Source organism: Prevotella sp. lc2012 (assembly GCF_900107065.1).
In the GTDB taxonomy this organism is placed as follows: domain Bacteria; phylum Bacteroidota; class Bacteroidia; order Bacteroidales; family Bacteroidaceae; genus Prevotella.
The window spans coordinates 36998-48850 of the sequence record NZ_FNUF01000005.1; the positions used below are offsets into that span (position 1 = coordinate 36998).

Annotated in this window: 11 protein-coding genes; 5 read left to right on the forward strand and 6 right to left on the reverse strand. The window is 47.0% G+C overall.

Going from position 1 to position 11853, the window contains the following annotated elements; all coding sequences use genetic code 11:
- Genes BLU99_RS10060 through mraZ form a run of 6 tightly spaced genes read right to left on the reverse strand, consistent with a single transcriptional unit; the run spans position 1 to position 6911 of the window.
- Positions 1-1272 carry a phospho-N-acetylmuramoyl-pentapeptide-transferase gene (locus tag BLU99_RS10060; RefSeq protein ID WP_091901705.1) on the reverse strand — a complete coding sequence of 424 codons (1272 nt, stop codon included), beginning with the start codon at positions 1270-1272 and terminating at the stop codon, positions 1-3.
- 41 nt (positions 1273-1313) lie between these two features.
- Positions 1314-2765 (reverse strand): UDP-N-acetylmuramoyl-L-alanyl-D-glutamate--2,6-diaminopimelate ligase, encoded by a 1452-nt coding sequence (locus BLU99_RS10065; RefSeq protein ID WP_091901707.1) that lies wholly within the window; start codon positions 2763-2765, stop codon positions 1314-1316.
- Positions 2766-2781: 16 nt separating this feature from the next.
- The gene (locus tag BLU99_RS10070) at positions 2782-4974 is read right to left on the reverse strand and encodes a penicillin-binding protein (RefSeq protein ID WP_091901710.1); all 2193 of its coding nucleotides are present in this window, start codon (positions 4972-4974) and stop codon (positions 2782-2784) included.
- A gap of 8 nt (positions 4975-4982) precedes the next feature.
- Positions 4983-5468, reverse strand: a complete 486-nt coding sequence (locus tag BLU99_RS10075; protein WP_176771116.1) for an FtsL-like putative cell division protein — start codon at positions 5466-5468, stop codon at positions 4983-4985.
- Positions 5469-5511: 43 nt separating this feature from the next.
- On the reverse strand, positions 5512-6459 hold the full coding sequence (gene rsmH / locus BLU99_RS10080) for a 16S rRNA (cytosine(1402)-N(4))-methyltransferase RsmH (RefSeq protein WP_091901712.1): 948 nt from the start codon (positions 6457-6459) through the stop codon (positions 5512-5514).
- On the reverse strand, positions 6456-6911 hold the full coding sequence (gene mraZ, locus BLU99_RS10085; protein WP_091901715.1) for a division/cell wall cluster transcriptional repressor MraZ: 456 nt from the start codon (positions 6909-6911) through the stop codon (positions 6456-6458). Before mraZ ends, rsmH begins: the two co-directional genes overlap by 4 nt.
- A 282-nt stretch (positions 6912-7193) precedes the next feature.
- On the opposite strand from mraZ, the gene BLU99_RS10090 reads away from it, so the two are divergent.
- The 5 genes from BLU99_RS10090 (at position 7194) to BLU99_RS10110 (ending at position 11823) form a co-directional block, all read left to right on the forward strand.
- Positions 7194-8018 (forward strand): 1-acyl-sn-glycerol-3-phosphate acyltransferase, encoded by an 825-nt coding sequence (locus BLU99_RS10090; RefSeq protein ID WP_091902035.1) that lies wholly within the window; start codon positions 7194-7196, stop codon positions 8016-8018.
- Positions 8019-8052: 34 nt separating this feature from the next.
- Positions 8053-9051 carry a GNAT family N-acetyltransferase gene (locus BLU99_RS10095; protein ID WP_091901718.1) on the forward strand — a complete coding sequence of 333 codons (999 nt, stop codon included), beginning with the start codon at positions 8053-8055 and terminating at the stop codon, positions 9049-9051.
- Positions 9052-9276: 225 nt separating this feature from the next.
- Positions 9277-9927: a hypothetical protein gene (locus BLU99_RS10100; protein ID WP_144006129.1), complete on the forward strand. Its 651-nt coding sequence runs from the start codon at positions 9277-9279 to the stop codon at positions 9925-9927.
- A 2-nt stretch (positions 9928-9929) separates the two neighbouring features.
- Positions 9930-10523 carry an RNA polymerase sigma factor gene (locus BLU99_RS10105; RefSeq protein ID WP_255397547.1) on the forward strand — a complete coding sequence of 198 codons (594 nt, stop codon included), beginning with the start codon at positions 9930-9932 and terminating at the stop codon, positions 10521-10523.
- Entirely contained in the window at positions 10510-11823 is a 1314-nt protein-coding gene (locus BLU99_RS10110) for an outer membrane beta-barrel protein (protein WP_144006130.1), read from the forward strand. The genes BLU99_RS10105 and BLU99_RS10110 overlap by 14 nt, the downstream gene beginning before the upstream one ends.
- Positions 11824-11853: the final 30 nt, after the last annotated feature.

Here is an 11853-nt window from a genome sequence, read left to right on the forward strand (position 1 = left end):
TTATCTCATCTTAAGTGTGATGATGGTTAGTGCTGCTAGGATGATGCTAGTTATCCAGAAGCGGATGGTAATCTTTGACTCATGGAACGGACGGTGTGGCCAGCCCTTTAGAAGGTAGGTGCTGGTCGCATCGAGCTGTGAGTCTAGTTTACGGAAAGTATCGTGGATAGGTGCCGCACGGAACACGCGGACACGTTTCCCCTTGTGTTTCTGAATTCTGAACCACTGGGTTTGGATGATAACGCTCAAACTCTCAACAAAGAAGATGCCGCAGAGAATAGGTAGTAGAAGTTCCTTATGGATGATGACGGCACATACGCCGATGATGCCACCGATAGTCAATGAACCTGTGTCACCCATGAAGATTTGCGCTGGGAAGGCGTTATACCAGAGGAAACCAATCATGGCACCAATAAATGCGCAGAGGAATACCACCAATTCTTCAGAATGGGGGATGTACATGATATTGAAATATGATGCGTAGCCAATATGTGATGATACATAGGCGAGGATGCCCAATGCTACACCCACAATAGCGGAGTTGCCAGCGCACATGCCATCCATACCGTCGTTGAGATTGGCACCGTTGGAGACGGCAGTTACTGCGAAAATGGTGATAAATACGAAGATTACCCATCCGGCTGCCACCTTGTACTTTCCGCAGAACGCCATGATGCTCGAGTAGTTCAGGTTGTGGTTTTTGATGAATGGGATTGTAGTCTGCAGTGATTTTACAGCCTCTTTCTTGTGCTTGACCACGATCTCTTGGTTCTGTTGCTCAATGTTGACGTTCTCACGAACCACCACGTCAGGACTTAGCCAGAGTGTCAAACCAACTATAAAACCGATACTCACTTGCCCGATGATCTTATACATTCCTTTCAGTCCATCCTTGTTGCGTCGGAAGATCTTGATATAGTCATCCATAAATCCTAGGAATCCTAGCCAGATGGTGGTTGCTATCATCAAGATCAAATAGATGTTCCGGATGCGCCCCAATAAGAGTACTGGCACGAGAATACTCACAATGATGATGATGCCGCCCATGGTGGGAACACCTTTCTTTTCAACACCGAACGGGTCGATGCTCGGGTCGCGCTCGGTCTCAAAGATTTTCCTGCGTTTCATCCATTTGATAAACCGTTCGCCGAACCAGGCGGAGATGACCAGTGAGAAAATTAGCGTCAGTATGGCACGGAACGAGATATAGGACCACATATGTGACCCGGGGATATCATACTGGTCGAGGAATCGGAAAAGATAGTATAGCATATCAACTCAAATTTTTAATTCCAAACTCATAAAACAATCAGCTATAAACTAAAGATATCGCGGACCACCTCTTTGTCGTCAAAGTGGTGTTTTACGCCTTGAATCTCCTGATAATCTTCATGCCCCTTGCCGGCAATGAGGATAACATCGCCTTTCTGAGCGAGCATGCAGGCCGTACGAATGGCTTCACGGCGGTCGACAATACTGATCACTTTCTTCATTTGCCGATTGTCCAGGCCGGCGAGCATATCATTGATGATAGCCTGTGGTTCCTCGTAACGAGGGTTGTCGCTAGTGATAATGACCTTATCGCTTTGCTTCACGGCCTCTTGTGCCATCAGCGGACGTTTGCCTTTATCGCGGTTACCACCTGCACCGCAGACTGTGATGACTTTCCCCTTACCATCAAGCACCTCGTGGATGGCGTTGAGTACGTTTTCCAGGGCGTCGGGAGTGTGAGCATAGTCCACAATGGCAGTGTAGCCTTCTGGTGAACGGATGGGCTCCAGACGACCATTGACGCTCTTTAGTGTACTGAGAATCACTAGAATTTCCTCAGGTTTCTTTCCAAGCATAACGGCTGCACCATAGACGGCGAGCAGGTTGCTAACATTGAATTTACCGATAAACTGCACACCTACCTCTTTTCCGTTGATATCGAGGTACATACCCTCAAAATGGCACTCGATAATCTTTGCCTTGAAATCGGCAATGCGTCGGGTCGAGTAGGTCTTAATCTGCGCTTGACAGTTCTGTACCATGACCATACCGTTTTTGTCGTCGGCATTGGTAATGGCGAACGCATCTTTACCGAGTCCATCGAAGAATGCCTTCTTCGCATCGCGGTAGTTCTCGAAGGTTTTATGGTAGTCGAGATGGTCGCGGGTCAGATTGGTGAAGAGTCCGCCAGCAAACTTAAGTCCACCGATACGCTTCTGGGCGATGGCATGGCTAGAACATTCCATGAAAGCATATTCGCACCCGGCTTCCACCATCTGAGCCAGTAGTTTATTTAACTCGATAGGGTCGGGTGTGGTATGATCGGCTGGGATGGGTTCTCCCTCTATATAGTTACAGACAGTCGAGAGCAGTCCGCACTTATGTCCGAACGCACGAAACATGTTGTATAATAAGGTCGCGATTGTCGTCTTTCCATTGGTTCCTGTTACGCCTACGAGTTTCAGTTTAGTAGACGGATCACCGTAGAAAAGGGTGGCGACCTGTCCAACAACAGCCTCGGTAGATGTCACGACAACATAGGTCACCTCTGCTTTTTGTTCTTCGGGAAGTTGTTCGCAGAGGATAGCGGTAGCTCCTAGTTCGATAGCCTTCGGGATGAATCGGTGCCCGTCGGTTTGTGTGCCTGGAATGGCGATGAAGAGATGACCTGCCTCTATGCGACGGGAGTCGATATTTACACCGCAGATATCCTTCTCCGGATCGCCAAGGATGGTCAGCACATTCACGTGATTGAGCAGTTCATTCAGTTTCATATCTTTTCTTATTTTATTATTCCAATATCAGTTCGCAAGTCATGCCCTGACGGATAATGGTACCTGCGTAGATACTCTGAGACTTGACCTTGCCTCTGCCCCTAAGACGGACCTTCACACCACGGTTCTCAAGTAGGAACACAGCATCACGGGCACCCATACCGATGACATCGGGGATGATGTTCCTATGGGTTCTTACCTGCGAAAGAACGACATCTTTGTTTCCTTTGTGTGCCCTTCCCCAGACGGGGTTCCCGTTGGCATATGAGCCGCCCCAATTGGTACTGGTTCTGATGCCGAGGTGACTCAGAACATAGTTAGCGGCAACCATGTCTCCACTCTTGACATCAGGCATCATCACCGACAAGGAGTCGCGGGCATCATCGACATTACGCTTGAGGCTCTGTGCCATGACTCCTTCTGCGATATTGTGGAACACAACACCACTCATGCCACCGCCAGAAGCCGGAAGACCGGATTTCTTTAGACAGACGATGCAGGAATAGCGTGGGTCGTCGGCTGGGAAGAATCCTGCAAAACTGAGCCAGTAACGTGTTGTACCGGAGTGATAGCTTCCGTATTGATCAGCTACCTGTGCCGTACCAGTTTTACCAGCAACCTTGAAGGATCGTGAGCCGGCCTTACGGCCGAGTCCTTGACTGACGACGTGTTCTAGAATGGTTTGCATCATCTTGATGGTTTGGGGCTTTGCGATGCGTTCCTTTAGTACGATGGGTTCAAATTCCTTGACCACCTCACCGTTCTTCATGAGCTGTTTCACGAATCGAGGCTGCATCATCTTTCCATCGTTGGCTATGGCATTATAGAAGGCCACCGTGTTGATAGGGGCAATCTGTGTCTCATATCCAATGCTCATCCAGGGCAAAGTGGTTTTGCTCCAATATTTGGCACGGTCGGTGGTCTTCGTGTCGGGCATGCGGATATATGGCGGTTGGTAGCCCACTAGTGGGAGTCTTAGGTCCTCATGGATACCTACACGGTAGAGTCCTTGTACGTATCTTTTGGGGTTGTTGCCATAAAATTTGTCAATGACATAACTTACGCCTATGTTCGAACTAACTTCCAGTGCACGGGCCACGTTGATATCCTGATAGCCTCCGCGACGCCAGTTGTGGTCTTTCATCGGACGACCGTGCATCTCCATTACTCCACTGCCTGTATGGATTACAAAACTGGTATCATTGGGAATGACCCCGTCGTCAAGAGCCACGAGGAAAGAGGCGACCTTGAACACGGAACCAGGCTCACAGCGGTAGCTGATAGCGTTATTTACCATTTCATGGTATTCTCCATCGGCACCGCGTGTCATATTCACAATAGCCTTTACGTCACCGGTCTTTACTTCCATTAGAATGGCTACACCCATTTCTCCGCCGATTTCTTTCAGCTCCTCGATGACGGCACGCTCTGCCAGATCCTGCATGCCTACATCGATGGTTGTCACGATATCATAGCCGTCGATGGGACTTTGTACAGGGATGTCCATGTACTTGTTCAGTACTTTCCGTCGATGCATCAATCCATTGGTGCCACGTAACAGAGAATCGTACGACAGTTCTAAACCGTTCTTGGCGCTGTCCTTGGCACCGTACATGTCACCGACAGTACGTACAGCAAGAGTGCTGAACGGATGGTTTCGTGAGTTGAACTCTTCCCAGTGGAAACCGCCTCTGTAGACGGGCTCTTTGAAGATGGGAAGTTGTCGCACTTCACAGAACGTGTTATAGTTGATGCGCCGTGGCCATATGGCCCAGTGTCTGGCTCCCATCTTACCATTCTTCTGGATTTTTCTTTTACCTTCCAGCAGGTTTGCCTTGAAATCGGCAGCCGACTTCATGGGGAATATCTGGTGAAGGCCATCACAGATACTGTCGATTTTCTCTGCCCAGATGGAGTCACGTTTATGGATACCGATGGAGTCATCGGTTCCGGCTTGGAAGTCCATATATACCCGATATTCTGGAATGCTGGTGGCCATCAGTTGACCATCGCAACTCAGGATATTGCCACGACTGGGTTTTACGCTGACACTGTCGCGCTTTAGTCGTGAGGCTACCTGAGTCCAGTAGGTCTTCTTTGCTGTCATGATGTATAGGGCCTTGCCGACGATGGCAAACCCTATCAGCGTCAGAACTACTGCGATGGCGAAGTAGCGAGGCATCACTTTGTCACTCTTAAACTTGCTCATTCTGTTCCTTATTCGGGTACATTTATAATATAGGGCGGCTGGTCTGCGATATGCAGTAGACTGTCCTTGTTTTGTTTGAGGGCGTGGAGTACGTGACTCTCACGGCATTTCTCTGTAAGAGTGCTGGAACTTGACAGTGCCTTGTATTTGGCGTCGAGTAACTCTTTCTCTAGCTTGTCAATAGCTATCATGTCTTGTTGACACTGGTATCTGACCGCGACATAAACAATGGTAAAGATCACCATCAACACAAAGAGCCAAATGTTACGGCGCACCATGTCAGCTGTCAGGAAATCACCACCAAGAATAGTTCTCAGTGTCAGGGTCGGCGTCAGCTTCGGATCCTCCTCTCTGACCGTCTCCTTAATCATCTGGATGGCCTTCCTCGCCTGCTCCCTCATCTCAGCAGCCTCATCCCTCGACCTTTCCTCTTCTTGGATGGCTTCGGATGTGGTGTCTTCTATCTTCAGTTCTATATCATCATTCTTTCTCATCTCTCTCTCATTCTGATACTATAAGGGGGGGGGGTAGGCTATATCATATACGCTCTGCTACTCTCAGTTTGGCGCTCCGGCTGCGCGGGTTTCGTTCTTGCTCCTCGCTGCCGGGCACGATGACCTTATTACTGAGTTGTCTGAAGGGAGCTTCCGTCCGCCCAAAGAAATCTTGTTTCATCTTCCCTTCGGCATTGCCGGTCTTCATGACGTTCTTTACTATACGGTCTTCTAGAGAGTGATAGGTGATAACCGAGAGGCGCCCACCTTTTCCAAGCATTTCCCGAGCACCGTCCAACATCTCTTTGAGTGCGTCCATTTCGTGGTTCACCTCTATGCGCAATGCCTGGAATAGTTTGGCAATCTCTTTTTTCTCGGGCATAGTAGCACTACGTTCGCCTGGACGTGGCCTCTCACGTTGAAGTAACTTACCCGTGATCTGTATCAGGTCGTCGGTGGTCTTGATGGACTTTACATCTCGTGCCTTAACAATAGCGGCAGCGATCTTGCGTGCGCCTTTCAGTTCTCCATAAAGGAAAAGAATGTCAGCCAACATCTCTTCGCTGTAGCTGTTAAGGATCTCTGCAGCCGTCATGCCTGCCCGTTTGTTCATTCGCATATCAAGGGGTGCATCGAAGCGGAAGGAGAAACCACGTGACTCGTCATCGAAGTGATGACTCGACACGCCGAGGTCAGCCAATAGGCCGTCAATATGATCCACGTCGTAGTAACGCATCCAATTCTTGAGATATCGGAAATTGCTTCTGACAAACGTAAATCGGTCATCGTGGAGGATATTTCTCTCGGCATCCTCGTCTTGGTCGAAACTAAACAGGTGGCCGTTTTTCCCTAGTCGTCGAAGGATTTCCCGACTGTGTCCGCCGCCACCGAAGGTTACATCTACATAAACACCGTCGGGCTTGATATCAAGCCCGTCGATGCTCTCCCGAAGGAGTACTGGTACGTGATATGTCTCGGCAGTTGTCATCATATAGCATCGTTGGCATTCATTATCTGCTCGAATTCCTTCCCAAAATCCTCGTCAGTCTTAAGTGTGTGCTCCAGATTCCTAGGTGACCAGATCTCGATGGTATCATCCATGCCGATAAACTGAATATCCTGATCGATCTCCGCAATCTTTTGTAAACGTTTGGATATCAGAAATCGGCCGTTGCCGTCAAGCGTCACGACTTCTGCCGCTGACACAAACTGACGAAAAACCTGCTGGTGGACGGATTCCCACGGGCGAAGCTGTGCTTTGAGCATATCTAGTCGAGCGTTCCACACGCTTTCGGGATAGAGTACAAGACAACTTTGGAAGACGTCTTTCCTCAATACCAGATTTTCTTCGCCAGATGCCTGAAGCACCTTGCGGAAGACTGCTGGCAGGAAGGCTCTTCCCTTCGAGTCGGTCTTAGCTTCTATATTCCCTAGAAATCTCATACGTACATATTTATATGAATTCGGTTACAAAGTTATATAAATTTCCCCACTCTGCGCCACTTTTCCCCACTTTTTTTGATTTTTAACTTTCTTTTATAGACGTTTCTCATGGAATGTTTCCGGCAATCTGTTCGCTTATGAATATTGATTAATAGCATAACGGTATAAGAAAAGCATCAATGGTGAGCAAAATACCTTTAAATTAAAAGATTTTTTTGCTTTTCTTGCTCAGAATTGAAAGAAATGTGCTATTTTTGCAAATTGTTAGTATGAATGAGAGAAATGGCAACTATCACAGAGAAGACGATAGACATTGATAATATCCTGAAAGAGAAGATGGGGACAAAGGCGAAGTTCGTTCCCCGTCCTTTGGTCGCATGGCTGAAACGAATCGCACATCAGGATGAGGTTAATGCTTTTCTGTGGGAAAGCCGTGATAAGTCAGGGGTAGATTGGCTGGAAGCCTGTGTGGAGTATCTGGATATGACGCTTGAGGTTGAAGGAAAAGAAAACCTACCTGCCCCGGATGACGGCCGCCTATACACGTTTGTTAGCAACCATCCATTGGGTGGTGTGGATGGTGTGGCACTTGGTGCGATTATCGGGCGTCATTATGACGGGAGATTTCGTTATCTGGTTAACGACTTGCTGATGAATCTGCCAGGATTGGCTCCTGTATGTATTCCTATTAACAAGACTGGACATCAGAGTCGTAATTTCCCTGCGATGGTGAAGGCCGGCTTTGAGAGTGATAACCATATGCTGATGTTCCCTGCCGGTCTCTGTTCTCGTCGCCATCATGGTATTGTTAGCGACGTCCCTTGGACGAAGACCTTTGTTTCAAAGAGTGTGGAATATCAGCGAGATGTTGTGCCTATCCGCTTCAGCGGGCAAAATAGTAATTTCTTTTATCGTCTGGCAAACTTCAGCGACAAGTGCCTACCATTTAATCTGGCGATGCTCTTTCTTGTCGATGAAATGTACAAAAACGTACATAAAACCTTCCATGTGCAGGTTGGAGAACCTATTCCATGGCAGACTTTCGATAAGAGTAGAAACCCGATGGAATGGGCGCAATTTGTCCGGAAACGAGTATATGACCTATAACACCAAGCCAATAACCCATTAACCAAACAAAGAGATGGAACAAGAGATTATCCAGCCAATCGACAAAGCGCTTCTGAAAAGTGAATTGACCAAAGAGCGCCAGTTGCGGATGACCAACAAGAGTCACAACGAAATCTATGTAGTCACGGCTCATAACGCTCCAAACGTGATGAAAGAGATTGGACGATTGCGCGAGATTGCTTTCCGAGAAGCGGGAGGCGGTACTGGCAAGGAGATGGATATCGATGAATTCGATATTTGTGACAATTGTTATAAGCAGTTGATTGTGTGGAATCCGGAGGCCGAAGAGATTATCGGCGGCTATCGTTATCTGGAAGGCTCTTGCTGGGAGATGGATGACAATGGACAACCCAAGCTGGCTACTAGTCATATGTTCCATTTTTCCGATAAGTTCTTGAACGACTATATGCCTTATACGATAGAATTGGGTCGTTCGTTCGTGGCGTTGCCTTATCAGAGTTCGCGAATGGGTGCGAAGAGTCTTTTCGCTTTGGATAATCTATGGGATGGTTTAGGTGCGCTGACGGTTATCAAGCCCAACGTGAAATATTTCTTTGGAAAGATGACAATGTATCCGTCATATATCCGAAAAGGGCGTGATATGATTCTTTATTTCTTAAAGAAACATTTCGATGATAAAGAACATCTGATTATACCGATGAAACCGCTGAAAATTGAGGCTGACCCATTGGAATTAGAACGATTGTTCTCGGAAGAGGATTTCAAGAAAGATTATAAGATTTTGAATACAGAGGTTCGTAAGCTCGGTTATAATATTCCTCCCTTGGTGAATGCCTATATGAGTCTTTCGCCAACCATGAAACTTTTTGGTACTGCCATCAACTATGGATTTGGCGATGTGGAGGAGACGGGCATCTTGATAGCCGTCGATGAGATTCTTGAGGAGAAACGTGTGCGTCATATTGATTCTTATATCAAAGAACATCCTGAGGCACTTCAGATTACCAGTGGTGCCAACAAGGTCATCTACAAAGAACGCAAAGACTTTTAATATTCCCTTTTGGGGCATGTGTGTTGTTGAAACACGGAATAACGCGCCATGTCCCTTCTGCTGCGGCTTATGGATGAAAAGTGCCTTTCCTCAAATATGATTAGGAATTAAGCGTGAGGAAAAAAGGTGACGCAAAAACTTAAAGAATCTTAAATTGTGAGGATTCGCTGCAAGGTTTTGTATTTTTGCAGTTATATGGATAAATCAAAGCACATCATGGAGTGTATGAAGAAGATAGTGAATAAGAAGGTTTGGGTATTATTGATAGGATCTGTGTTTTATGTTTCCTGTTCGGTGGGGGATGATAAGATTCAGGATTCCTTCATTGATCTTTATCCCTCAAATATGGATTATTTGAATAGTGGGCAGAAACCGTCAAACAATCAGACTGTTTCGCAGGGAGTCTTCGATGGCGAGTGGGTTATCGATGGGATGGTCGTGGCTACCGCCCGGTTGGAAGTTACCAACGACTCCATGAAGATTATCTTACCAGAACAGGCTATATTACAGTCTTCCGGGGTGGAGGCCTTGTTTCCGTTTGGTGAGTCTGATACCACCACAACTCCTGTCTTCAATTTCCCGGAAACAACTCAAATCATAAAGTATAAGGTGGTTGGTCTCTCCAGAGAGGCGGGTTATGCCACCTTGTATAGCGGAAGATCCTTTTGTGTTACAATTAATGATGTGGGTTATCGGGTTGATTTGATTAGTGAGGAGAATGGAACGGCTATGTATAGTATCACAACACACTTATGGTCGTTGGGTATTCCGGTAGATAAGATTGCTGTAACAAATTTGCAGACAAGAGAACAACAGACGAAAGTATTGTCATCACCCATGATGCTGATATATAATACGAAAAAGAAAGTAGGGTAGGTGTGATAGAGACTGAACGACAACTACTCGACGCGATACACTGCGGTGACCGACAGGCGTTACGCCGTCTTTATGACCGCTATTCAGGATATGCCATGGCCATCGGTCTAAGGTATGTTCCGGAGCGAGATGACGTGCGAGACATTCTTCAGGATAGCTTCATCAGTATTCTGACTTCTATCAATGAATTTGATTATCGGGGAGAAGGCTCACTGAAGGCATGGATATCACGGATCGTCGCTAATCGAGCAATCGACTGGCTGAAGGAACATGAGCGACTGCACTTTACCGATGAGATTCCTGATGCTGCAGAAGAGGGGGTCCCGGAGGTAGAAAATGTACCACCTGATATTCTAAACAGGATGATTGGACAACTGCCAGAAGGCTGCAGGATGGTGTTGAACCTCTTTGTCTTCGAACAGCTCTCCCATAAGGAGATTGCCCAAAGGCTTGGTATCCGGGAAAATTCGTCCGCCTCACAGCTATCCCGAGCAAAAAAGATTTTGGCGGAAATGGTAAAAGAGTACTTATATTCACAAAGCGATGAAAGAGAAAGATTGGAAAAAACAGCTATTCGAGCGGTTGTCACACTATGAGGAGACAGCCCCGGAAGGGCTGTGGGCTGATATAGAGGCTCGGCTTGGTGCCCAGATGCCCCAGAAGCACCAGTCTGCACGTACCATCCCCTTGTGGGTAAAGTTGGCTGCTGCGGCGGCTTTTGCTGGTGTGCTGACCGGTAATGGTTATTTGATGTGGATGATTGGTTGTGAGGGATCTGTTGATGGTGAAGGCTCTCGCGAGATAGCTGAGTCGGTCATGATAACTTCGAAACAGGATCCGGCCAAGGTTCAAGAATCAACCGCCGAATTAGCGAAGAAATCGGATCCTATGGATGTTCTCCTAGCTCAGTCGGCTGGGGTACCTCAGAGAATTCTGCAGGTATCAGACAGGCAGATAAAGCTAGAAAGTCAGGAAGACTTGAACGTTTCGGCTGATCCATTAAGACCTGTATATGTTGTCCAGGATAATCCGGTCATTCCAGAGAAACTGGAAGGACAGACTCTTCCAGAGGATCGATTTACTGCACAAACTTCTACGCAGCCTTTGGAGGAGACGATTAAAACAGATGAAAGTGTAAGTAAGATCAAGGAAAATGCTAGAGAATCCGAGGAGGTCATGCGCGAACTCGATCGTCAGATTGCTCAATCGGTAAATCTTCAACATGGGTATGCAGAGTTTTGCCTCTATACCTCAAACGGCTTTGGCGATCAGTCGAATTCGAACGGTGTACTGATGAATCCGATGTTAATGGACAGTTATAACTGTGGCAAATATATGTCGCGTCCCAATTCTGTCTATGATGATCCTGTATTCCTTGTTAACTATGAGGAACGGCAGAAACACCACCAGCCGATATCGTTTGGATTGACGGTTAATTTCCCCATTTCATCGAGGATTTATATGGTGACAGGTTTGGTGTACACGCGTCTGCGATCCGATTTCTCCAATATGGCAGACCATGTTTTGTATAAGAAGGAACAGACATTGTATGATATTGGTATTCCTGTCATGGGACAGTTTTATGCCAAGAACAGAGGACGTCTGAGAGCCTATGTTGCAATTGGCGGACAAGCTGACTTCAACGTGAAGACTCGTCTGATAGCTGATGGAGTGGAGCAGGAATTGAGAAAAGATCGCGTACAATGGTCGGCCAATACGGCTTTGGGTCTACAGTATCATATTCTTCCGCAGTTTGCAGTCTATGCTGAGCCGGGCTTGAAATACTATTTCGACAATGGGAGTGGCATAAGCACTTTCTTCAAGGATAGGCCCATGAATTTCAATCTGCAGGTGGGCTTGCGCTTGGCACTCGAAGGAGACCGATTAACGAATTAACCTAAAGATAACATAGTTTTTAGGATTAGT

What these genes read in the sequence shown, in the direction of transcription:
- BLU99_RS10075 (WP_176771116.1), bottom strand. Translation starts at nt 5,468, where the DNA reads ATGAGAAAGAATGATGATATAGAACTGAAGATAGAAGACACCACATCC.
- BLU99_RS10065 (WP_091901707.1), bottom strand. Translation starts at nt 2,765, where the DNA reads ATGAAACTGAATGAACTGCTCAATCACGTGAATGTGCTGACCATCCTT.
- BLU99_RS10100 (WP_144006129.1), top strand. Translation starts at nt 9,277, where the DNA reads ATGAAGAAGATAGTGAATAAGAAGGTTTGGGTATTATTGATAGGATCT.
- BLU99_RS10060 (WP_091901705.1), bottom strand. Translation starts at nt 1,272, where the DNA reads ATGCTATACTATCTTTTCCGATTCCTCGACCAGTATGATATCCCCGGG.
- mraZ (WP_091901715.1), bottom strand. Translation starts at nt 6,911, where the DNA reads ATGAGATTTCTAGGGAATATAGAAGCTAAGACCGACTCGAAGGGAAGA.
- BLU99_RS10090 (WP_091902035.1), top strand. Translation starts at nt 7,194, where the DNA reads ATGGCAACTATCACAGAGAAGACGATAGACATTGATAATATCCTGAAA.
- BLU99_RS10070 (WP_091901710.1), bottom strand. Translation starts at nt 4,974, where the DNA reads ATGAGCAAGTTTAAGAGTGACAAAGTGATGCCTCGCTACTTCGCCATC.
- rsmH (WP_091901712.1), bottom strand. Translation starts at nt 6,459, where the DNA reads ATGATGACAACTGCCGAGACATATCACGTACCAGTACTCCTTCGGGAG.
- BLU99_RS10095 (WP_091901718.1), top strand. Translation starts at nt 8,053, where the DNA reads ATGGAACAAGAGATTATCCAGCCAATCGACAAAGCGCTTCTGAAAAGT.